Genomic DNA, 24,129 nt, shown 5'->3' with positions numbered 1-24,129 from the left:
TTTTCTGCAAAGCTTGCTTGGATTAGCAACCTGAAAGCAGGCTTGATTAACTTTTTAAGGTTAATGCTAAGTAATAGTAAGATGCGAATCTGATAGTGCTTCGAGGTTTTTTTCCCAGCAATAAAATATTGAACTATTTAATCCGACCAAGTTAATCCGACCAGGATATGTTTGAATTTATCCGCTAGTTAGGTTTTACAGCGACAGCACCTGCTGGTGAATTTCACTTGGCCGTATCAATCATAATTTTGGGATGCTGGTTCGTATGCATTACCCCTTTGGAGGTACTTCGATGCCAAGACAATTTCTTTTTACTTGTTTACTCAGCCTTATAATTGCAATGCCAGTACGCGCCATGAGTGTATTACCACTCTACCTGGATGAAATCGTCAACGACGCTGCTATCGCATTTCAGGGTAAATCTCTTGAGAATCATAGCGAACGTGATCTACAAACAGGTTCCATTGTCACTTATTCTACTTTCGAAGTGCAGGAGATTCTCAAGGGTGAGGTGGGAGCCACACATACCATTAAGCAAATCGGCGGAAAGTTAGCAGGAGAGACACATCAAACAACAGGCGTGCCTACGTTTACAGTGGGAGAAAACTATGTACTTTTCCTCTACGGAGTTTCGGCAGCAGGCTTTTCCAGCCCAGTGGGTCTTGATCAGGGAAAATTTACTATCATCCCGGTATCAACGGGCTTTCATGTAACCAATGGCAGAGATTTTAAAGAAATGACCTTGGGTATCTCCGCTGACTTGGTTCCCCCATCAGCTCAAATCAAAATGCAACGGGCCTCGGGTCCTATTAATCGGCTTGATCTTGACGAATTTAAACAACTTGTGCGTCAGAAAAGGGATGCGGCTAAATGATATGCCTGAGAATGATGCGCAGGCTCATAACTTGCGCCTTGATTACATTTACGGCTTCTAGCTTTGCTGGTGGCCCGTTGGTAGTTTGTTATCAGCTCCCTACAAAATACCCGGGGGCAGGTTCCGTGTCGCTTAACTATGACCAAGGAATCCTGGGTTCCCGTACTAAAGCTCAAGCAGATGCATTGGTCACAGAGGCGGTTTCCCTGTGGACGAATGTGACCACATCAACGGTGGCACTCACTCGTGGGCCAGATCTCCCCGTGGACGTTACCAGCAGTAACTATTCGACCTTCTTAAGTAATTTCTCGGATGGTTTGAATCCTGTGATTTATGACACTGATGGTTCCATTATTGATTCCATGTTCGGTGTGGGTGCAAAAAATAGTGTTCTGGGTTTTGCAGGTTCTGCCTGGAACAATAATGGTACGCAATGTGCATATACGGAAGGCCGTGCTGTAATCAACGGCTATATATCCGTAAGTGACATTACGATGAAAGTCGTACTTGCCCATGAAACGGGCCACTTGATCGGCGTGGATCACACCCAATTGGATAATTCACAAGGGCTGGTGAATTCGAATTATCCATTAATGTATCCGATTGCATACCGGGGCTCCAGTTCTTTACACGAAGACGACACTGCCGCAGTGAGCGCCCTTTATCCCAATGCAACACTGACCAGCGTTTATGGACAGCTTACCGGAAATTTCACTCAAGCCAATGGCACGCCTATTCGTGGTGCCAACATCTGGGCTAAAGAAGTAAGCACCAATAAAGTGTTTAGTTTTGTTTCGGATTACCTTAGCCAGAATACCGGCTACTTTAAATTGCTGCTCCCCTCTGGCAACTACACACTGCATGCAGAAGTAATTCATACCGCATTTACTGCAGGTTCCAGCATCGGCCCCTATGCGGAAACATCTTCGGGGGTTTCTTTCCAGCCACCACTTTATAATAACGGAGTGGCGATAGCTCCCGTTGTGTTTGGAGGAAGTACACCAACTCAGATTTCGATCACGGCTGGATGTGCGGCTTCGGCCATTTTTAAAATGGATGGAACGGGAACGGTCGGAGGAAATTGTGGCGCCGACAATTTATCACCGACTGTACCGGCGGGGCTTACTGCTACAGCCGTTAGTTCTACTCAAATAAACCTGAGCTGGGCGGCCTCGACGGATAATGTGGGCGTGACCGGCTACAAAGTTTATCGTGGGGGCACTCTGGTTGGAAGCCCGGCAACGACGAGCTTTGCCGATACAGGTTTGACTGCCTCAACCAGCTACAGCTATACATTAGCGGCGTGTGACGCTGCAAACAACTGCTCAGCTCAGTCAAATCCGGTTTCGGCAACGACAATGACGGCAACTGCGAGCAGTCATAACATTGCGCTCGCCAGTGTCGGCGCGGTTGCTTCGGCATCAAGCACCCACAGCAGTGCTTACCCGGTGGGGGCGGTTAACGACAATCAGCGCACCGGTGCTACCTGGACTAAAGGAGGTGGCTGGAACGATGCCACATTCAACACGCAACCCGACTGGGTGCAAATCAACTTCAATGGTACGCAAACGATCGATCGCGTAGTGGTCTATACCCTTCAGGACAACTACATTAACGGGATCGAACCGACTGATACACTCACCTTTAAAAATGAAGGTATAACCGGCTTTACCGTCCAGGGCTGGAATGGATCGGCCTGGGCTACGCTTGCTACGGTAAGTGGAAACAATCTGGTCAAGCGCACTCTAAGCTTCGCTGCGTTTACCACAGACCGGATTCGGGTAAATGTCACCAACGTGCTCGCCGGCTACTCCCGTATTGTCGAAATCGAGGCATGGAGCGCTGCTGCGTCTGGTGGCTCAGACACGACTGCACCTACCGTACCAACAGGACTTTCGGCCACCCCCGTCAGTTCTGCTCAAATAAACCTGAGCTGGGCGGCCTCGACGGACAATGTGGGCGTGACCGGCTACAAAGTTTATCGCGGAGGCACTCTGGTTGGAAGCCCGGCAACGACGAGCTTTGCCGATACAGGTTTGACTGCCTCAACCAGCTACAGCTATACATTAGCGGCGTGTGACGCTGCAAACAACTGCTCAGCTCAGTCAAATCCGGTTTCTGCAGCGACGATGCCTGTCATTACGAGTAGTAATATTGCACTCGCCAGTGTCGGCGCGGTTGCTTCGGCATCAAGCACCCACAGCAGTGCTTACCCGGTGGGGGCGGTTAACGACAATCAGCGCACCGGTGCTACCTGGGCTAAAGGAGGTGGCTGGAACGATGCCACATTCAACACGCAACCCGACTGGGTGCAAATCAACTTCAATGGTACGCAAACGATCGATCGCGTAGTGGTCTATACCCTTCAGGACAACTACATTAACGGGATCGAACCGACTGATACACTCACCTTTAAAAATGAAGGTATAACCGGCTTTACCGTCCAGGGCTGGAATGGATCAGCCTGGATCACACTTGCTACGATAAGTGGAAACAATCTGGTCAAGCGCACTGTAAACTTCACTGCGTTTACCACCGACCGGATTCGAGTAAATGTCACCAACGTGCTCGCCGGTTACTCCCGTATTGTCGAAATCGAGGCATGGAGCGCTGCTGCGTCTGGTAGCTCAGACACGACTGCACCTACCGTACCAACAGGACTTTCGGCCACCCCCGTCAGTTCTGCTCAAATCAACCTGAGCTGGGCGGCCTCGACGGACAATGTGGGCGTGACCGGCTACAAAGTTTATCGCGGAGGCACTCTGGTTGGAAACCCGACTACGACGAGCTTTGCCGATACGGGTTTGACTGCCGCGACCAGCTACAGCTATACATTAGCGGCGTGTGACGCTGCAAACAACTGCTCAGCTCAGTCAAATCCGGTTTCAGCAACGACGATGCCTGTCATTACGAGTAGTAACATTGCACTCGCCAGTGTCGGCGCGGTTGCTTCGGCATCAAGCACCCACAGCAGTGCTTACCCGGTGGGGGCGGTTAACGACAATCTGCGCACCGGTGCTACCTGGGCTAAAGGAGGTGGCTGGAACGATGCCACATTCAACACGCAACCCGACTGGGTGCAAATCAACTTCAATGGTACGCAAACGATCGATCGCGTGGTGGTCTATACCCTTCAGGACAACTACATTAACGGGATCGAACCGACCGATACGCTAACCTTTAAAAATGAAGGTATAACCGGCTTTACCATCCAGGGATGGGATGGGTCGGCCTGGACCACGCTTGCTACGGTAAGTGGAAACAATCTGGTCAAGCGCACTCTAAGCTTCACTGCGTTTACCACCGATCGGATTCGAGTAAACGTCACCAGCGTGCTCGCCGGTTACTCCCGCATCGTCGAAATCGAGGCATGGGGAAATTAAGTAAAATTAATCTAGTTAGCTTATTTCAATTCCAAGTGTTCGGTTATTTTTTACCTTTCGGGGCGCATTTGTGGAAATAAAATCACATCGCGAATGCTGGGGCTATCGGTGAGCAGCATCACTAGTCGGTCTATTCCGATGCCCTCTCCAGCGGTGGGTGGCAAGCCATATTCCAGCGCGCGAATATAATCGCTGTCCTTGAACATGGCTTCTTCGTCACCTGCTTCCCGAGCCGATACTTGCGCATCAAAACGGGCTTCCTGGTCTTCCGGGTCATTTAACTCAGAGAAACCATTAGCGATTTCGCGCCCAACCATAAACAGTTCAAAACGCTCGGTAATTTCTGGGCGCGTATCACTGCGGCGTGCCAGTGGCGAGGCCTCTGCGGGATAGTCGATGATGAAAGTTGGCTCGAATAATTGATGTTCGGTCAGTTCTTCAAACAGCGAAAGTTGCAGTCCGCCCACACCATCCGCCGTCCTGTATTTGGCCTTCAGGTCTTGTAATTCGTTGATCAGAAAATCGCGGTCGTTCAATTGTGCGTCAGAAAACTGCGGATGATATTTCTGGATTGCCTGTGCAATGGTCAGTCGATGGAACGGTTGCCCCAAGTCAAGTTCACGTCCCTGGTAAGAGAACACTGTGGTGCCCAGCACCTTGCGCGCCACTTCGCTAAACAGTTTCTCGGTGAAGTCCATTAGATAACGATAATCCCGATAGGCTTCATAAAACTCGATCATGGTGAATTCGGGGTTATGTCGCGTGGAAAGCCCTTCATTGCGAAAGTTGCGGTTGATTTCGAATACCTTCTCAAACCCACCGACCACTAGCCGCTTAAGATACAGCTCCGGCGCAATGCGCAGATACAGCTGCATATCCAAGGCATTGTGGTGCGTGATAAAGGGTTTGGCCGATGCGCCACCCGGAATGGAATGCATCATTGGCGTTTCGACTTCGAGGTAATTGTGGCGTATGAAAAATTCCCGTATAGCCTGAATTACTTTGGAGCGAATGATAAATGTTTTGCGCGTGTCTTCATTGGTGATGAGATCCACATGCCGTTGACGGTATTTTTGTTCCTGATCGCTCAGACCGTGAAATTTTTCCGGTAACGGGCGGAGTGCTTTAGTTAACAGACGCAGCTCAGTCACACGAACAGAAAGTTCACCCGTTTTGGTTTTAAACAGTACGCCTGTTGCACCAAGTATGTCGCCCAGGTCATAGTGCTTGAAGGCATCATGCGCAATTTCGCCGGTATCGCTATTATTAATGAATAGCTGGATGCGTCCGCTCATGTCATTCACAGTGGCAAAGCTGGCTTTACCCATTACTCGTTTTAACATCATGCGCCCGGCTATGGCCACGCCTATATGTACTGTCTCCAGTTCGTCGTGGCTCATTGCATCGTAAGCATCATGCAAATCACCAGCCAGATTTTTTCGCTCAAAATCATTCGGAAAAGCTACGCTTTCTTTGCGAAGTGTAGTGAGCTTGGCGCGGCGCTCGGTGATAATTTGATTTTCGTCTTGCTGAGGGTTGGTTGGTTCGGTAGTCATGATGTGTGGATAAATTTAAGATCAAGAATTCAGGAGTACTTCCAAAGGCGCAGGATTGTGGCACGAATGCCATATTACGTGCAATTTAAGCAAAGCATATGCGAAGGCCTAACGTACCTGACTGGCAGACGAATTAAATTGAAGTGTGAAGGTACCGCATGCCAGATACGAGCCATTGTTCACCACCGGTTGTGAAGTCGCTGTCGCTGTAGCGCCTGGTGCAAGCCCAAAGGTAAGGAAAGGCACCTGGCCCGTTATAACACCATCGACTATTACATCGAAGGAGAGGGTAGGTGAAACTGTGACGGCGCTCACATTGGTAAATGACAACGTAGCTTGGCAAATAATGCCAAATAAGGGGTTGAATGCCATAGAGTTGAGTCGAATACCTTTGAAGTCAAAAGGAAAGTGACCCGCCTGAACCGGTTCAGTGGCAAACACTTGTCTTGTAATCCTCTTTGATCCTGATGCACCGTTAATCGTATATTTCATTGTGCCAGTATTGGTATCAGTAAACGCAAAATTGATCGTTCCAACCGTAGTTACGATCTTATTGGCACTGTTCCATGGAATTGTCAGCGCTGAGCCTCCCGTTACCGCGTATAAATCGCCAGTACACCCATCGGCCGCCACCACACAATTAGAAGCGACATACCACGTTGGCCTACCATCAAAATCGTAGGTATAGAGCGTAGCGAAAATCACACCATATTGCTGAGTAAGTCCAACACCCCAGCCAGATTCATTCTGATTCGACCATAAGCCTGTCATTGGTGAGATCGTGGTATAAACGGTAAAGCCCGTCGAACTGGCCATAGGCGATACAAGAAGAAACGCCAGCGTCATAACCGCGCCAAAGCAAGTACGCAGCTTGCGAGCGATAGCAATTTGGAAGGCGCCATTAATCTTGTTTTCGAATAGAGATTTGATATTTTTCATTTTTATAGATGCTATCTGCGTTGTTGAATTCATAGATCTTATAGCAATAAATGTAAACATTTTGGTCTGATTCTGTGGGATTTACAAGCAGAAGCTAAACTAGCCAGACAATCTCTTTGAGCTCATCCCGCTGCTCATGCAACAGTTTGGGCAATTTGCAAATGGCTGTTTCTGGCACAAACTTGCCATTCACGAATGGCCGGCTTCGACCCCTATGCAGAGAAGCGAGCTAATGTCTAGTTCACAGCCAAGTTATAGTGTCCAAAGCCAACAGAATACGTCAATCTGAGACGTTCTCCTGCGCGGCACTTCACATAGTTCGGTCTTATGCTTCGGGTCGCTATGTAAAGTTTTACATAGCGACCCGAAGCGGCCAGTCACCGTCTGCTATCAGTCAACCTCCACAAGCAAATCAGCAAGAAATTCGGAAGCAGGTTCAACGCTGGTTACCAGCAGATGATCTCTAGCGCGAGTGCATGCGACATAGAGCAAATGTCGCTCGGTGTTGTAGACCTCTTCCAAGTCGGCATTGTCAGCTACCGTTTCGATGCGATCCTGAGAAGGAATAATTTCATCGTCGCACGCCATCACAATCACTGCGCGAAATTCCAACCCCTTGGCCAAGTGCATCGTGCTGATGGAAATATAACCGCTGGTCGTTTCGACATGCTCATCAAGCATCTTAAAAGGCAGTCCGGATTTCCCGATTGCCACGCGAGCGCGCTCTAATTCATTATCGGAACGGACGAATACGCCGATCTCGTGCGGTGCAATTCCCTCGCTGCTTCGCTCACGCAGCCAGTCGCCGACCGCGTTGATTTCATCTTCCTGACTGTCGAATGTCTTGATAACCGGCGCTATGCCATTGAATACCGACACCGTGCCGCGCCGGTTTTCCGTGTTGCCGTCCACATCGGAAACTTCCGGACCCAGCAATCGGTCGGCCTGCATCCTGATCTGATGTGAGGTGCGATAGTTGATATGCAGCGTGCATGATCTTCCGCGAATATCCACGCCCAGCGACTTCCACGAAAACGGCTGCTGGAAAATACGTTGGCCTAAATCGCCCGCGAAAAACAGGGCATCGGTACGCCAAGCACCCATCGTCGCAAGGAAACGCAGCTGAGCTACGCTGACATCCTGCGCCTCGTCCATCACTGCGAAATCGAAAGGTGGATGCTTGCGCTCGACAATCTGTGCGGCCAACTGGCTGAACATCGCGGAGCGAGTAACCAAGCCCTGTGACTTCAATGCACTTCGCACTGCATCGAAGATAGACCAGAGCAACACACGCTGCGGCTCTGGCAGGCGTGTCTTGCGCCCCAGTCGCCGTACATCGCGATAAGCCTCCCAGCCATCCAATTGCCATGCATCCACCACCTCGTCCCACTCCGTCTTCAGAAAGTGCGGACCGAATCTCTGCCCATCAGTCTTGCTGGCTGCTTCAACCAACAATTGCCTGATTTTGTCTGCGCTGGCAATTTTAGGTCGACCAAAGTGCAATTCATACATATGCTCGCCTATGGCATTCATGGAATGCACTTCCAGTCGCTCCGCCAGACGCGGCTCGTTGCTGATCAATCGCCGCAGCTTGGTGTGCAACGCATTTGCCAAAGTGTCGGAGAACGTAGTCAGCAACACGCGCGATTCAGGATGTTGCCGCGCCAGAAACACCGCACGATGCAACGCGACAATGGTTTTGCCCGTACCCGCCGAACCGGAGACGCGCGCTGGGCCGCTGTAATCCCGCTCCACCCACTGCCGCTGCGCCGGATGAAGAAAAGTTGTCCACTTCTCCCACGGAAACGCCAGTGCACGTTCCAGCTCCTCAACATCATTCATCACCCGGAAGCGGCGTTGCGCATCGGGATGTGCAAAAGGGTCAGCCCCTGCTGCGATGGGTGGTACTACTTGCGGCTTGCCGCCGGTGGCCAGCTCCAGTAACGCCTCCGCCGCCTCGCCCGGCAGATGCTCGGCCAGATCAAGCAGGCTGTCCTCGTCGGCTTGTTGCACATCAGGCAACCACTCTTCCGGCACGCCGTAGCTCAGCAGTACCTCTTCGGCGACATGGGCGAACAGGCGCGGCTTCGCTGCAGCGTATTGCATCACCTCGACATACTTAGGGATAACGATTTCCTGCACCGTCTCGCGTATCTCCACCAACTGTGCCGCGCCGGTTTGTGGATGCGTTTCCAACTTGCGCCGTTCCGCCCAGTCATAGGCCTTGTCGTGATGATCGACATAGCACAACAACAGGCTGGCATCGTTTTTGTGGACGATCAAACGGATGTCGCTGCTGGCTCGCACCGACCAGAAATTCTTGTCACGCGCCTTGTCCAGCTTGTGGAAACTCATGCCGGGATTGATCGGGTTCATTTGCAGATCGAAGGCAGTGGTCTTGACAGCTTTCTGCTCTTCGCCTGTGAGTTTGACGAGGCTGTCAGTGAATGTATCGGCGATGCGGAAATCCATCAGTTTTCCTTCCCTGGCGTTTTGGCGGGCAATCGCTTCACCATGCGATCGAAGTCAGACTCGAAACGCTGGTCATCCAATACCCGGCATTTGTCGAACTCCTGCTCTGCGTGAGATTTGGCAAGCTCAGCCGATACCTTGCCTGCGCCTTGCAAAATCTCGCGGTCATTCAGTGTCAAAAAACCTTCCAGTTTGCTGATCCAGTCTTGCATAGTCATGGCTATATGCCGTGCAGCCTGACCTTCGGCAAAAATCAAATACTGCTCGGCCAGATTATTGAGGGCGCGCAGCTCTTCATCGTTCAGGTAATTCTTGGCGATGCTCACATCGGCCTTGCGAATGCGTGCCCCCTCCCAAGTCGTCAACCCCATGTTCGGCTGGCTGCTGTCGGCACGGGTGGCGATCAGTTCGGCGGCAGTCTGGCCGTGAATGGCGAAATGCACCTTGTTCTGCACCGTGGCAAAGAACGCCTGGGTGAGCGCATGGTTGGCATCGTAATCCACGCTGGTCGCGTAGATGTCCGTAATCTTCTGGTAAAACCGCCGCTCACTGGTGCGTATGTCTTGCAGGCGGCGTGTCAGTTCGTCGAAGTAATCCCGCCCTTTGCCGGGGTTTTTCAGACGCGCGTCATCCAGCACAAAGCCCTTGACGATATATTCCTTCAGCTTGTCGTTGGCCCACTGGCGGAAACGCACGCCCACAGGGCTGCGCACCCGGAAGCCCAGAGCCAGCACCATGTCCAGATTGTAGTGTTCAACCTCGCGGGTCACGTCACGCCCCCCCTCAGGTTGAACTGTTCGGAATAACCGAACAGTTGCCTCCGGAGTCATTTCACCATCCTCGAAGATGTGTTTGATATGCTCGCTGATTGTCCCTTTGGCCTTGCCGAACAACTCGGTCAACTGCTTCTGGTTCAGCCAAAGGGTTTCCGCCTCCAGCATCACGTCAATGCGGGTGGAGCCGTCTTCGCTTTGGTAGATCAGGAAGTGTTGCGATTCGCTCATCACGTCACCCTATTTGCTGCGCCTTTTCGCCGATCCGTGATGCCTTGAATTAGCTTCTGTAAATCGGCAATGTCTTGTTTCAGTTCATCAGGAGTTGGTGGCGGCTCATCCTTAGCTGAGGATGGATCATGTGCCTCGACCAAATCATGGCAACGTTGGTTAATGCGGAGAATTTCATCTACTTCTGATTTTTGAAGTCCAATCACCAGCTTCAGCTTCTTAACGTCTATGTAATCCTTAAAACGCTGCACTGTGCCGCCAAGAACAAAATCTTGTGCCACCCGCTCAATTGTTGCCCTGAGAAAACTGTATTGCCGGATCATCTCACGAGCCAGCTCCTCTGATGGGTCAGCAGGCCATGGCATTTTCTCAAATTGCTTTTGTGCCTTTTCTAGGAAGTCGATTCTTTCGCCATAGCTCTTGTGTGTCCATGGAAGCCCTTCGGATACGTTGCCATAAAAACCCCTGTTCGCCTCAAGTCGGCAAAAAAACGGTGGCACATTAAGCTTGTCGCATTGATCTCGTAACTGCTGAAGAAACACAACATCGTGAGTGAAAATCAAAACCTGTCTTTGCTTGGACTCTACCGCCAATCGCCTTGCGACTCTGCCTCGGCGTATGTGATCCAGTGATGAAACGGGGTCATCAAAAACGATGCCGCATGCATGATTTGCAAGCTTCAATTCTGAGAGGAATGAACCCAGTGCGATGGCTCGCTGCTCACCTTCACTGAGTATTTGTTCCAGTTTGTTTGTTGTTGGGAGATCCAGAAGTAATTGGTGCTTAATTTTCCCTTTATCATTTCGATCTTTAAGCTTAGTTTGTATATGTCCTATCCCGAGAGACTTGAATTCCTCATCCAACGCATTTTTTAGCGCAACAGTAACAGCACCACTTGCAAATTCTTTTGACTTGTCTGAAATTGGCCTTGTTTTAAGGTCTTGTTCACAGGTTTTTAGTGCCTGCCTCATCTTAAATCGGTCAATCAGTGCAAGCACTGCGCCTAGGCATGCTGAAAGATTCTGGCGAACACGTAGTTCTTCTCGTTTATCTATCAGCGATTTTTTCTTAACTTCGTCCACTGCTCGGGCAAGGATTCTTGCTGACTTGAATTGATGTGCAGCGAGATTACGCAGTCGCTTACGTGGATTCTCTCCAAGCGCGGGCGCGTCCACCCACGTATAGGAGTTGAGATTTTGAAGCATCCAACTACGGCGAGTTTCTATGTTTTTTTCAAATGCATTGATAATAGAGGCAACTGCATCATCAAGCTGTGCCAGCTCTTCAACATGAGATTTGTCGAAACTAACGCTCAGGTTGGCTCTTTCAATCTTTACCTTTGTTGCTTCAAGTTTTTGTCGTTGCTCTGCGGCAGCTTTAGCCACATCGTTTTGTATATATTCCTCAAATCGTTTCAACCGTTCTCCGGCATCGTTCAACGGTTGCTGACAGAGAGGACATTTTGCCTCGGCAGTGGCATGAGGGAACGAATGTTCTGGATAGGCGACCTCAGTTGAGAACTTGCGTGCAGCATTAAACAATACCTTCCATACTGGCTCACCGGTTCCAGGCAGAAGCAATTCTCCTGACTGAAGTGTTTCTGCTGCTTGCTTCTCGGTCTGATTGGCAGTGACCGTGGTATCGGTAATTTTTTTGAGTTTCTCTATAGCGGCATCACTGACCCAAGACAATGCGGTTTCGATTCTTTCCGCCCAACTCTTTAAACGCCCCGCTGAAAGGCGATGCTCTTTTGCTTTCTTTCCTGGATCAGATTCGGCAAGTGCTGCGTCAATTTCCTTAATCTGTGCCGTATCGATCTCGGATAATGTGCCAAGAGCTTTAACCTTGTCTGGATTCGTCCTTTCGCTTAGTGCTAGAACCAGCCGCCCAACTTCTGTCTCGCCAACTAAATGCTGGAATGGTTGGCGATCAACATTGATAGTAGCAATTTCTTCGTTAAGGCGGCGAGTCAACTCTGGTAGAACTTTATTTGCAAGATTCTCAACAACGTCCAGCCCATATGGCAGATAAGCCACATCCTGCTCGGCAGTCAGGTAAGCGCGAGCACAGTGTGAATCGAAAACTGAAATCTTAGCCAGATCGTCGGGTGAGTCACTATTGAAAGTCCAGTGTATAGGTTTGCAAGCCCCGTTAATTTCAATGTCGAAAATTGCTTTAGGCACGCTATTCTGGGCAGCAGGATCGTTTGCATCTGCAAGGACTTTCTCTGCCTGATCTCGTGCACGGCATGCCCGTTTCATTACTCTTACATAGCCCGACTTCCCGCTTCCGTTTCCACCGTAGATCACCGTCATTCCCGATGGTGCGAAATTCAGTTTCTGCCCCTGCGCGATTCGGTTTACATACACCAAATTTCGTATCGCCTTCAGAACAACCTTCTCGCCAGCTTGAAGCACCGGCGGCAGATGAGCCGCCTTTAACGGCTCTGGTGTCAGGCCCAATGGGTTAGGTAACCCATGGGCTGCTTTCAGTAAGGTATATAGCTCCGCGTAATCATCGACAGACAAGCCATTCTCTTGCTGAAATATACGGCGAGCCGCATCACGTTGCCAGAGAGGTAGCTTCTCTTCTGACCACTTTAGAATTTCGTCAATCAATGCCATCACACAACCTTAAACACCTTCATCACTTCATCCCCCAGATGATTGATGACCTTCACCGCAATCCGCCCGGACTTCGGTTTATCGAATGGCCTTGAGGTGTCGCTGTTGAGCGATGCCCAGGCATCTTCGTTGATCTCGGCTTTGAGGGTGGTTCTGAGTGCCTTGTAGGGATCGTTTGCTCCCAGGAAGTAGGCGTGGCGGACGAAGAAGCTTTCTTCGTTGTAGTCGGTGTCGATGAACCAGCAGGCAATGCCCTCGGCACCGTCGCTGCGTACTTCGCCGGTGTTGGGGTGGAATACGTCCACACCGTTGATCTTGACGCGAACCTGACCGGCTTCGGCATCGAGAATGTCGATGTCGGGTTCGCCGAAGATGACGAAGAGGTTGCCCTTGCCGGTGTTCTTGAGGTCATCGGCCATGTGCAGGTCGGCGTTCATGCGCGCCTTGAGCACGGGGATGCGTCCGAGTTTGTCGAATTCGGATGAATGCGCATCGTAGTTGAAGGCACAGGTGATGAGTACATCAAAGCCAGAGTCTCCTGCTTCTCGTGCGGCAGAGACCAGATCGGGACGAGAGACGGTGCCGAATTCGGGACCGATGAAGATGGCGGCGCGGCGTTCAACTCCACCCTCACCCTGTCCTCTTCCAAGGGGAGAGGGTTCCAGATACTTGCCTTCGGCGCAGACCAGATCGCCGGGCCACGGGGTGAGCGTGGTGAAGGTGATTTTGTCTTCTTTGTGCGCCTGCTGCACGCCAGCGGTCTTGAGGTTTTCCAGGATCATCTGGACGAAGTCGCGCTCTTCACCGTAGCCGGTCTTGGATTCGGCGACACCGTCGATCAGTTCGTCGTTTTCATCCACAGCCAACACGCGATGGGGCGAGAGGCTTTCGACGGTGAACGGCCCAGCAACGCGGACTTTTTTCTTATCCTCGTAGGGTTTGTCGTAGAGGTATTCGTGCTCGGCTTTGGCTGCGATGGAGGCGTCGATTTCTTTCTGGCGGGCGATGCGCGCACTCCACCATTCCCGGTGAATCTCCTCCTCCGTTCGTGCTGATGCTTCGACTACTGTTGCCGTTCGCCCTGAGCCTGTCGAAGGGTGAGCGGGAACAGTACTCAGCACTGAAGGCGAGGTCGAAGCACGCCCTTCGACAGGCTCAGGGCGAACGGATTTCGGAAGCTCGCGGGGGATTTCCCATTCCTGCCATTGCTTGCCCAGCGCCTTGTTGAGTTGTTCACGCAACGATTCCAGCGTCTGCTGCCACTTGTCCCAGATGACATCAATCTCGGTGTTGTTAGCGATGGATTTCAGGGTGATGTGCGGCACACGTTCATAGACGAAGCCTTGGCGGATATTGCCGCGCGTGGGCTGACTCGATGGAACGGTGCGGGTGACTTCGCTTTCTTTGATCTGGCCGTCGCGGCTGTCGGCGAGCAGATAGTAGGGGTAGCGCGCTCCCATGATGCGGGCGCGGGCCAACGCCAGTGCGACGCGAGAAGTGTCGATGGTGATCCAGCGGCGGCCCCATTGCTCGGAGACATAGGCCGTCGTGCCGGAACCGCAGGTGGGGTCGAGGACGAGATCGCCAGGGTCGGTAGTCATGAGGACGCAGCGCTGTACGGCCTCCGTTGCTGTCTGCACCACATATATCTTGGGATCGGTTCGGCTTTGGACGCCTCCAATGTCAAGCCAGAGATTCGTTCTTGGTGTGGCTGCGAAATCATCAAGGCAGCGTACGTACCTGACTGAGGCGCCCTCTTCCATTATTCGCTCTGCTTTTGCGGTACGAATCAAGCCTTCAACGGTCGTTTTCCAGTGCAGTCCTTTCGGCGCAGTCCATTTACGTCCGGCGAAAGGAAACATCTGCTCCGAACTGGACTCGCCTTGCGACGTCAGCTGATCTGACGTCGCAAGGCGAGTCCGTTCATGCGTAGAGTTTCTAAGAGCCTGAATAGACGATATCTCGCGATATTTTGTTGCACCAGCTTCGCCAGCTTGCTTCGCCGTATAGAGATCGCGGTACTTAAGCAGGTCTTTTTTCTTGGCAAACCAAACCATGTAGTCAGCGACATTTGAAAGCGTATCACCAGAGAACCCGGTAGTTTTTGCGTATGCAATCGTTGAGACGAAGTTATCCTCCCCAAATACCTCATCCATCACCGCCCGCACCCGGTGCACATTCTCATCCCCGATCTGCACAAAGATCGACCCGGAATCGGTCAACAAATCCCGCGCCACGGTCAGCCTGTCGCGCAGATAGGTAAGGTAGGAGTGAATGCCATCGCGCCAAGTATCGCGAAAGGCTTTTACTTGCTCCGGCTCGCGGGTGATGTGACCAGCGTTGCCGTCCTTGACGTCGCGGCTGGTGGTGGACCACTGGAAGTTGGAGTTGAATTTGATGCCGTAGGGCGGATCGAAATAGATGCATTGCACCTTGCCGCGCAGCCCTTCGCGCTCGGCGAGGCTGGCCATCACTTGCAGGCTATCGCCGAGGATCATGCGATTGGCCCAATGGGCGTCGTGCTGGTAGAACTCGGTCTTGGCACCATCGTTGGGCAGACCGTTAAAGTCGCCAAAGAGGTCGGTGGTGAAGCCAGACTGGTTGACCGCTTTGTCTGCTTCGGCTTGCTCCGTCTGCCGTTTCAGGTCGTCGATCAGCACCTTGGGGTGAACCTTTTCCTGAATGTAGAGCGGCGGCGCATGCACCACTAAATCAGACCAGTCCTGCTCGTCCTTGCCGTGCCAGACCAATTGCGGATCGAGGTCGCGATTGCGACGTTCGTAGGCCACGCGGATGGGAGTCAGCTCTTCCTTTTGCATCACCGATTGGTATTCGGCAGTGGGAATGTTCTTGCGCGTCGCCTCGTCGTGCTTGATGGTTTCGACGGTGAGTTTGCTTTTAGGTACTTTGGCCATCGATCAGTTATCCTTGTTTTTTAGCCGTTTGCGCGCCACTGCTTCGGGCAGAGCCTTGTGGTTTTCCTGGCTGGCGACGCGCTTGCCGGATTTCTTTTCGAGGTCGCGCCGTGCGCGGCCTGCCACCGCGCCGTCAGCCTCGGCGGCGTTGCGATTCTCGACATAGCTTGCGCGTCTTTATTGTGTGCAATTTCGGTGGTGGAGGCTTCGCCCAGCATGGTGAAGATCAGTTCCAGATCATTCATGTGGTCGCGCAGGTTGTCCGCCGGTTTGTCGAGGCTTTTGAATGCCTTGTACTCGGTTGGAGTCATGCCGAAAGTGGCGCGGTTGATTTTGGCGGTGAGGATGGAGTATTCGCGCTGTTCTTTCACGCCGCGCTTCTGCCATTCGTTAGTCAGCTCGTCGCGGATGGCGATGCCGCGCACGCGCTTTTCGATCCATTCGTCGCTGTAACCCTTGACCTTATAAAGTTCGCGCATCCGTGCTGCGGCCAGTTCGGGGTTTTCGATTTCTTCGAGGCGTTCGTAGCCGACCCTGGCCAGCCAGCGTTTGAAGGGTTCTGCCTTGGGCGAGGGGATGGATTGGATGAGTCGAAGCAATTGCTCAGTATCCGCCACATCGGTGAGCCGTTGCTTCCCATCAGGCGCAGTCATTTTCAAAGCGTTACAATTTGTAACGGTTTCATTGTCCTCGGCCAACAGCCGTTTTTTTAAAACACGCCAATAGACTTGGGGGTTCTGACTGTCAGTTAAAGCCGCGACAATATCCACGACAGCGAACAACCAACACTGTGCCTTGTCGTCCCAGATTGAACGGATATGTTTCGATTCAAACAATTTAATGTTGCTCATGGCATCACCCCTCATTCTTTAGTGTTCCATCAATCATTTTGTTGAATTCGGCCTCGACCTTTTTCGTGAAGTCGGCTTCGATCTGGTACACCTCGGTGAATTCGGCGAAGGCCCAGCGACCATGCTGCTTGAGGTTGTTCACGCCGGGCACCCAGTAGACGTCCATGGTGTTCTTTTTTTCCTTGGCATCTTCGCGGCGGTAGCCTTTGATCTCGACGATGAGGTTAAGCAAGTCATCCTCGCCGTGGCCGTCATCCACCTGCACGATGAAGTCGGGGATATATTTACGCATCTCCGAGCCATAGCGATAAGGCACTTCCAGACCGAGGTTGTGGTTCTTGACGTAGGCTTTGACGCGCGGATGCGATTCGGCGACGCGGCAGAATTCGGCTTCCCAATCGCTATCGAGAATTACCCAGTTAATCTGGCAGCGGCGTGCATCGGTCTGCCACCGATCCAGCTTCGAGGTGTTGAAGTTGACATGCGTAGTGCTGCCCACAGGGTTGTAGGGGTCGAGCACAGCTTTGATCGGCTTGCTGCCCACCAGTGCGCGAGTGATGCCAGCGGTGATGCGCTCGCAGGCCATGTCGGCCAGCGTCTTGTATTTGAGTTGTGCCGGATAGGTGCCACCCTTGCACACCAGATAACCCTCAATCCACTGGCGTGCGATGCGCTTGAGTTGACCGAACAGGTTGAGCTGGGGGTCGCCGTTGGCATCGCGAAATTTTGTCAGTACCAGATGCGAGGTCAGTTCGTAAATGACTTGTGAAGGGCGTACGTCGCCGGTATGCACCAGATTCAAATCAACTGTTTCGCCTATGATGCCGGAATTGCGCGTTTCGGTTGCGCCCACCAGATCGGGGGTGAGTTCGAGTACAGAATCGTTGTTGAAGTCGGCAGTGAGCCGCTCTTCCGGCAGCTCGGTGCGATAGCCTTGCACACGCGGGAATGTGATCTCGCAATTATCGCGGTCGGGACGGATGGCTTTGACCTGGATGGTTTCGCGCGGTTTTTGCGGCGGCGCAATCACGGGCTTGGCGGTGAAGTCAAAGGGGATGCCGAGCACATCGGCATATTCGACGTTGAACAGACCTTTGTTGGGGCCATTCTCGTTGAGCTCATAGGATTGGCGGCGCAGGGCGCGGCCTATCACCTGTTCGCACAGCAACTGGGTGCCGAAGGCTCGCACACCGAGGACATGGGTGACCGTGTTGGCGTCCCAGCCTTCTGTGAGCATGGAGACAGACACGACACAGCGGATGGAATCGCCCAGTTGCCCCGCTTTGCCGACGGTATTCATGACTTCGCGCAGCAGCGTGGCGTCGTCAATAGATTTCCCCGCGCGTAGTTCGTCGGCGAGTTTGCCCCCTCTTTCAAAAATCTCACTGCGGAAACGCTCGATTTCGTCGGCTGCCATGTTACGGAAGTTATCGTCCAGCGCCTCGCCGGATTCAAGTTGTTCGCTATCGATCAAAAGTGTGCGTGGACGCCCCAGCGGGTTGCCGTGTTCGTCGTGGTTGCGGAACAGGGAAAAACGTCCCTCGATTAGTTTGCTGGTGCCATTTTCATGCTGTTGCTGAAAGCCGGAGATGTAGTCATACACCAGCTTAGATGCCGATGTGTTGTTGCAGACGATGATGAAGCAGGGCGGCACGGAAATACCTTCTTTCATCCAAAGCTCGAAGGTTTTTTCGTAGTGCCCGTAGAGCGCTTCGAGGGCAGTTTGAAGTTGGGTCGGCAGGTCAAGCGGGTTTAGTGGTTCTCCCTTGCCGCGTCCTTTCTTTGGCATCTTGGCGCGAATGTGCTCCCACAGGTTGCGGAACATGGGCATTTCGTTGCCGGGGATGTTGTCGGCTACCGGTATTCGCGGCAGCTTGACGATGCCGCACTCGATGGCATCCATCAGCGAGAAGTCGCTCATTGTCCAAGGGAACAAAGTGCCTTCAACATAGCCGGAGCCGCTCAGGAAGAATGGCGTGGCAGAGAGATCAATGACGCGAGGTATACCCAACTTGCGATTGATGGCTTCGAGGCCGGAAATCCATAAACGTGCTGCCTCGTTGTTTTCTTCGGCTTCTTTTTTGTCGTCGCCTTTCAAGTCTTCGTCATCGGTATCTGCTTTCGGCTTTTCGCGGTAGCAGTGATGAGCTTCATCGTTGATGACCAGAACGTTTTTCATGCCCATCAGTTCTGGCATGACGCGCTGCAGCATCTGGCCTTCAGTCTCGAGGGTATCGAGTGGGTCGCCGCTACGTCCTTGTAACAGCAATCGTCCGCCTTTGGATAATTCCATGCGTTCGCGCAGTTTGAAGGCGTGGTAGTTGGTGATGACGATCTTGGCGCGCTCGAGATCGCCCATCATGTCACTGGGCACCAGTTCGCGACTTTGGTAATAACTGTCCGGGTCATTCGGTTGCAGTACGCGCAGACGATCCTTTATGGTGAGGCCGGGGGCGACGATCAAAAAGCCGCGCGTGAATTTCTTGCTGGCAGGGTGGCGCACGGCGTTGATGGTTTGCCACGCGATCAGCATTGCCATGACGGTAGTCTTGCCCGCACCGGTGGCGAGCTTCAGTGCCAATCTCATCAGTTCTGGGTTGGCATCGTTGCTGGCGTTGGTCAGATAATCTAGAAACCGCTCGGCTGATTTTCCTAATTGTGGTGCAACTTCGATCAGCCAGATAAGCGTTTCAACCGCCTCGACCTGACAGAAAAAGGGACGAACGCCGCTGAACTTATGATGCCGCCAATGTTGTAACAGCCGGGCAGTTTCTGGCGTGACGTGCCAAGTGTTTGGATTAGGCAACGCACGCCACTTGCCAACTTCCTGGCGAACTGCGTTGATGATGGCCGCCGTTTTTTGGTATTCCTGCACTTGGGTTGAAAGTCCCTTGTCATCATCCAGCAATAGAGATGCTTGTTCTGCTTGGCCTTTGCGTTTCTTCGGCTTGGGAAGCGGTGTTATGTATTCCGCAACGCGGCGTTTCTCAATAACCTGCTGTGTGGGCTGTCCATGGTTGAGTTCCCAATGGCGAGAGGGACATTCATAGGGCGAGTTGAGAATTGGACGATCAAAGAATGCGTTTGCCATTTTGTTGTTATCGACGCAGTTTTACTTTATCCGTGGATAGTATCCCGCGCCGCGCAGATGGGCAATAAACAGGAATATATAGATCGTTGGGAACCGCCAGTTCAGCTATAGGTTTAATGCGTAGCGAATACTGGCAAGGTGGGAGGCACGTTGATTCATCGTACGGTGTGCGAGTCTGCCAGTAGCGGAAGAGGATATGAGTTCACTTGAAGGCCATCTGTTCAGGACATTATTTGATAGGGTTCCATCGTTACTGACTCGACTTTATCACCCAGCAAGACCAACTGACCTTCCAGCCGAGTGTTACCAGTCTCTGTGAATAAGAAATGATAGGTGCGTCGCAATACCCTTCGTCCAGTCTTATCGCGCGCAAGAGCCAGCCCAATGTTGGCAACTGTGTCGTCGAGGAATTGCAGATTTTCTCTGTTGCAGATATTTTTTCCCATATTCCGGGCAATCTCAAGGGCGCGCAGACTATCGAACCAGAACCACCCCAGCGCGGCTAATAACAACAGGAGAAGTACACTTATCGTATCCATCGTTTGAAAAAATCCTGAATTATCAATCGGTAAATTTTAACTGATTCTGATGTAAACTTTTTCAAAAGACCACATCAGAAATCACGGAATAGATAAATACGCTGGAAAGGCATAGAAGCTGAAATCAAGTCAATTTTCGGTCGGCGTCAACAGCTTGGCCCGCTTGCATTTCCCGTTGATGAAGGTCGTCATGAATTCAAGTCGTCGCAACTTTTTGTCTGGATTCCATCGGGCTGTGAGTTTGTATATCGATTTCGCCATGATGAGCTGTATTTATCCCAGATAATCCATTAAACGTGATTTGCGCGATGACACGCATTCCCCCCTTTGCAAAAAGGGGGGCTAGGGGGGATTTGAGCGTTGCAGGGGCACAAAAATCCCCCTCTGCCCCCTCGCAAGTTCTCCCCTTTTGCAAAGGGGGAGGCTGGTTACATTTCCTAATAGATTATCCGGGTTTATTGAGACATAGCGACAAAATCAGTTGACGCACTAATTGTGATTGGCCGGGTTGAATGGTTAGCAGGGTAATCAGGCCGAGGCCGCAAATTGCCTACTGAAAGCCCATCAGAAAAGCTGATTGTGAAGTAAACATACCACGTTCGTAGAACGTGGTATTGCCCAATGCCCCCCAGAGGGGGCACACCTATCGCGCCTTCCGAGAAGGCGCTCTGCCAGGTTCCAGTTGTAATTGCTCTTGATGCTGCTCTTCCTTCTCTTGAAACCGCACGTACTTTTGTATCATCTCTCCGTTCAGTCCCACCGTGTCAACACAGTAGCCCTTCGCCCAGAAATGATTGCCCCAATAGGGCCGTTTCTTGAGAAACGGAAATACGCTGAACAACCTTATCGCCGTACGACCTTTCAATATGCCCATCAAGCCCGATACCGATAATTTCGGTGGCACCTTTACCAACAAGTCTACGTGATCCGCCTGCACATTCAATTCCACTACTTCGCACCCTAACTACTGGCTGAATATCATCACGCATTTATAGACCTCTCGACCTACCGGCCCTTGGAGTATCCGAAATCTGTACTTCGGAACCCATACCAAATGATATTGACAATGCCATATAACGTGCGATGCTCTTGCAAACCTGCTCATATCTTTTCCTTTCGTTAAGTGTTGTGGGGACAACACTCCGAAAGATAACTGTATGGGCAGGTACTCTGACAGGCAAAGCCAATCAGGTGATGACCACGTCCATAGGACGTGGTTTTTTAACTCTCAATAAACTGCATAACTGGTGATACTGGAAAGGAATAGATTCGTGGCTATAAGTTTGTCTATAGCGGAAACGTTGCCATAGTCCATTCGCCTGCCCACCATGGATCAAAAAGGGCAGTCAAAATAATCCTTTTTCGGCCGCCGCCGCATGTCTTTGAGCCAGGCTTTGACCTTCTTGATGTCTTGAAATACGAGTAAATCGTCTTTTAATTCGCGGATGGTGTGTTGGACATCGACGATGTCGGTGGCGAGATTGCGCATGATGGTGCTGGGAGACATTTGAGTAAAAGGGGAGATGCCAAATTGTGTTTTGAACATATCCTCTGTATGAAAGATTTCATGCTCTAACTCGTTGAGTTGTTCTTTCAATATTTTGTTGTAATGCTTCAGTCGGCTTGCAGTAATGTTGTTGATGGTGGCTTGGTCGATGTGCTCTAGCTCCAGCTGAAGTTCCAATAAAAGCAACAGATTTTTGTTGTCATAGGCTTGGTTAATGCGTTGCATCAAGATCGTTTTTCGGTCGCGCTCCTGTGGATCTGGTTCGCGGTCGGGGTGCAGGGCACTGGCCAGTTTACGGTACAACTCGCGGATGGACTGACTGGTTTGTTGCTCTTCAGCCAGTTGCTGCGACTCTTTGGCTATTTGTTTGGCTGTCTTTTTTCGTTTTGCCCGGCGTTCTTCTTGCGCCTGTCGGTCGGCTTGGTGTTGTGTCTGCTGTTCATGCAGGTGCGCTTGCGCCCGCTTCAACAATTCTTCGGGTGAACTCATGTCAAAGTCGTCGCCCAGGTCAACGCCCAACACATCCTCAAACATGGATTTCATGCCTTCCACGGCGGCAGTTTCTTTAGCATCGAAGTCAGAGCCACTGTGTTTGTTGTAGATGATCTTCAAATCTGCATCATCACGCTCTGCTGCAAGTCTCCCAGTCAATTCGCTAATCAGGTCATCAATCATGCGGCGCTCAGTTGAAGTAAGTCCTTTTTGATCACTGGTACGGTCAAGGCAATGCACTAACTCGATTTCTATATCTTGTGAGGTTTTAACAAGCGGGGCTAATTCTCTGGCGTATTTTCGCTGATAAGTCGGGATAATCTCCTGCCAAGCGGTCAGTCTGACGCGTTTTGCATCAATTTGCTTGATCAGGGTATTGAACGCTTTTTGTTCTTTAGACAGATGGGGCTGGTCTTGGCCAATGACGATACTGATGGTTTTGGTCTGCATATTGAGCATGATTGGACTGTTTTTTGTGAATTGGCGGCTTGCTTGACTTTCCAAGATATCTGGAATCACGCTTATCTAATATAAATTATAGCGTTGGATTATTTGGAGGTAAACGATAGCCGACTTCAAAGGGTTTCGAATGTTCGGGCCAACCAAAAAGTGGCTGCAAAGTTGGGGAATAGAACAGGAGCTGAAAGTCCAGACATGTTAAGCAATCTAATTCAATTTTGAAGGTCAACCAAGGCGGAGACGAACGTCAGTTGTGTCTGACACGCATTACGCTATGCGTCTAAATTATTGGCCTTCGTCAGCTTAATCTGATTATCCCCCTTGCTTCAAACTGGCACTAATAAATTCATCCAGGTCGCCATCCAGCACACCCTGAGTGTTGCCGATTTCCACATTGGTGCGTAGATCCTTGATGCGCGATTGATCCAGAACGTAGGAGCGGATTTGGTGTCCCCAGCCGATGTCGGTTTTTCCATCTTCCATTTCCTTTTTTTCGGCATTGCGTTTGCGCAATTCAGCTTCATACATGCGCGACTTTAGCATTGCCATCGCTTCGGCGCGATTGCGGTGTTGCGAGCGGTCGCTCTGGCATTGCACCACAATGCCGGTGGGTGCGTGGGTGATGCGCACCGCTGAATCGGTCTTGTTGATGTGCTGTCCTCCGGCACCGCTTGCGCGGTACGTATCTACGCGCAGGTCTGCCGGATTGATTTCGATTTCGATGGATTCATCTATTTCAGGGTAAACAAATACGCTGGAAAACGAGGTGTGGCGGCGGTTTCCGGAGTCGAATGGGGATTTGCGCACCAGTCGGTGTACGCCAGTCTCGGTGCGCAAATGGCCATGAGCATAGTCGCCCGTCACCTTGAGTACGGCACCTTTGATGCCGGCTACTTCGCCATCGGATTGCTCCAGCACTTCCACCTGAAAGCCTTTTTTTTCGCAGTAGCGCAGGTACATGCGCAGCAGCATCGAAGCCCAATCCTGCGCCTCGGTACCACCAGAGCCCGCCTGAATGTCGAGGAAGCAGTTGTTGGAATCCATAGGCTTGGAAAACATGCGGCGGAATTCCATGTCCGCCACGGTCTTCTCCATTTCTTGCACATCCTGCACGATGCTGTTGAGGCTGGCATCGTCATTTTCCGCCAACGCCATTTCGAATAGCTCGGCTGTATCATCAAGATCGTGATTTAGCTGATTCAGGGTGAGAACGATGCCTTCAAGCATCTTGCGTTCACGTCCTAGTTCTTGAGAGCGCTTATTGTCCTGCCAGATGGCTGGATCTTCAGCGAGAATTACGACTTCGGACAGTCGCTCTTGTTTGCCATCGAAGTCAAAGATACCTCCGTAGTTCAGTGATACGAAGACGGAGGTCCTGTAACTGGTGGGTGAGGGCGTTGAGTTGTTCGGCTTCCATTAGTAT

Annotated in this window: 13 protein-coding genes and 1 pseudogene; 2 read left to right on the top strand and 12 right to left on the bottom strand. The window is 51.5% G+C overall.

Annotated features, from left to right (window positions below; genetic code table 11):
- The first annotated feature begins 292 nt into the window (after window positions 1–292).
- Window positions 293–874 (top strand): hypothetical protein, encoded by a 582-nt coding sequence (locus W01_RS03295; protein WP_173052187.1) that lies wholly within the window; start codon window positions 293–295, stop codon window positions 872–874.
- A 125-nt stretch (window positions 875–999) separates the two neighbouring features.
- Complete coding sequence (locus W01_RS03290) at window positions 1,000–4,257, top strand: fibronectin type III domain-containing protein (protein WP_173052186.1); 3,258 nt, start codon at window positions 1,000–1,002, stop codon at window positions 4,255–4,257.
- 50 nt (window positions 4,258–4,307) lie between these two features.
- Here W01_RS03290 and lysS read toward each other — a convergent pair whose 3' ends face one another.
- The 12 genes and pseudogenes from lysS to prfB form a co-directional block, all read right to left on the bottom strand.
- On the bottom strand, window positions 4,308–5,813 hold the full coding sequence (gene lysS, locus W01_RS03285; protein WP_173052185.1) for a lysine--tRNA ligase: 1,506 nt from the start codon (window positions 5,811–5,813) through the stop codon (window positions 4,308–4,310).
- Between the two features lie 108 nt (window positions 5,814–5,921).
- Window positions 5,922–6,752 (bottom strand): hypothetical protein, encoded by an 831-nt coding sequence (locus W01_RS03280; RefSeq protein WP_173052184.1) that lies wholly within the window; start codon window positions 6,750–6,752, stop codon window positions 5,922–5,924.
- A gap of 390 nt (window positions 6,753–7,142) precedes the next feature.
- Complete coding sequence (locus W01_RS03275; RefSeq protein WP_173052183.1) at window positions 7,143–9,224, bottom strand: 3'-5' exonuclease; 2,082 nt, start codon at window positions 9,222–9,224, stop codon at window positions 7,143–7,145.
- Window positions 9,224–10,126, bottom strand: coding sequence for a virulence RhuM family protein (locus tag W01_RS03270; protein ID WP_198421336.1), 903 nt, complete (start codon window positions 10,124–10,126; stop codon window positions 9,224–9,226). Before W01_RS03270 ends, W01_RS03275 begins: the two co-directional genes overlap by 1 nt.
- A gap of 101 nt (window positions 10,127–10,227) precedes the next feature.
- Window positions 10,228–12,852 (bottom strand): AAA family ATPase, encoded by a 2,625-nt coding sequence (locus W01_RS03265; RefSeq protein WP_173052181.1) that lies wholly within the window; start codon window positions 12,850–12,852, stop codon window positions 10,228–10,230.
- Window positions 12,852–15,767 (bottom strand): site-specific DNA-methyltransferase, encoded by a 2,916-nt coding sequence (locus tag W01_RS14080; protein ID WP_173052180.1) that lies wholly within the window; start codon window positions 15,765–15,767, stop codon window positions 12,852–12,854. Before W01_RS14080 ends, W01_RS03265 begins: the two co-directional genes overlap by 1 nt.
- A gap of 20 nt (window positions 15,768–15,787) precedes the next feature.
- Entirely contained in the window at window positions 15,788–16,618 is an 831-nt protein-coding gene (locus W01_RS03255) for a BRO-N domain-containing protein (RefSeq protein WP_198421335.1), read from the bottom strand.
- A 4-nt stretch (window positions 16,619–16,622) separates the two neighbouring features.
- Window positions 16,623–19,709, bottom strand: coding sequence for a BPTD_3080 family restriction endonuclease (locus W01_RS03250; protein WP_173052179.1), 3,087 nt, complete (start codon window positions 19,707–19,709; stop codon window positions 16,623–16,625).
- Between the two features lie 221 nt (window positions 19,710–19,930).
- Entirely contained in the window at window positions 19,931–20,248 is a 318-nt protein-coding gene (locus tag W01_RS03245; protein WP_173052178.1) for a DUF3301 domain-containing protein, read from the bottom strand.
- 643 nt (window positions 20,249–20,891) lie between these two features.
- A pseudogene (gene tnpA / locus W01_RS03240) lies at window positions 20,892–21,353 on the bottom strand (IS200/IS605 family transposase).
- A 228-nt stretch (window positions 21,354–21,581) separates the two neighbouring features.
- A complete protein-coding gene (locus W01_RS03235; protein WP_173052177.1) occupies window positions 21,582–22,706 on the bottom strand; it encodes a J domain-containing protein in 1,125 nt (374 codons plus the stop codon).
- Between the two features lie 312 nt (window positions 22,707–23,018).
- Window positions 23,019–24,123 (bottom strand): peptide chain release factor 2 gene (gene prfB / locus W01_RS03230; protein ID WP_173052176.1). Its coding sequence is split into 2 segments (ribosomal slippage): window positions 23,019–24,041 and window positions 24,043–24,123, totalling 1,104 coding nucleotides; the frame shifts between segments, so codons are not numbered across the junction.
- Window positions 24,124–24,129: the final 6 nt, after the last annotated feature.

The sequence above is a fragment of the Candidatus Nitrotoga sp. AM1P genome (assembly GCF_013168275.1).
Lineage (GTDB): Bacteria > Pseudomonadota > Gammaproteobacteria > Burkholderiales > Gallionellaceae > Nitrotoga.
Note: the sequence above shows the minus strand (reverse complement) of the source record. Positions and strands in the feature narration are given on the sequence as shown.

Coding starts and splice junctions, on each gene's coding strand:
- W01_RS03295 (WP_173052187.1), top strand. CDS start 293: ATGCCAAGACAATTTCTTTTTACTTGTTTACTCAGCCTTATAATTGCA.
- lysS (WP_173052185.1), bottom strand. CDS start 5,813: ATGACTACCGAACCAACCAACCCTCAGCAAGACGAAAATCAAATTATC.
- W01_RS03280 (WP_173052184.1), bottom strand. CDS start 6,752: ATGAAAAATATCAAATCTCTATTCGAAAACAAGATTAATGGCGCCTTC.
- W01_RS03275 (WP_173052183.1), bottom strand. CDS start 9,224: ATGGATTTCCGCATCGCCGATACATTCACTGACAGCCTCGTCAAACTC.
- W01_RS03265 (WP_173052181.1), bottom strand. CDS start 12,852: ATGGCATTGATTGACGAAATTCTAAAGTGGTCAGAAGAGAAGCTACCT.
- W01_RS14080 (WP_173052180.1), bottom strand. CDS start 15,767: ATGGCCAAAGTACCTAAAAGCAAACTCACCGTCGAAACCATCAAGCAC.
- W01_RS03255 (WP_198421335.1), bottom strand. CDS start 16,618: ATGAGCAACATTAAATTGTTTGAATCGAAACATATCCGTTCAATCTGG.
- W01_RS03250 (WP_173052179.1), bottom strand. CDS start 19,709: ATGGCAAACGCATTCTTTGATCGTCCAATTCTCAACTCGCCCTATGAA.
- W01_RS03245 (WP_173052178.1), bottom strand. CDS start 20,248: ATGGATACGATAAGTGTACTTCTCCTGTTGTTATTAGCCGCGCTGGGG.
- W01_RS03235 (WP_173052177.1), bottom strand. CDS start 22,706: ATGCTCAATATGCAGACCAAAACCATCAGTATCGTCATTGGCCAAGAC.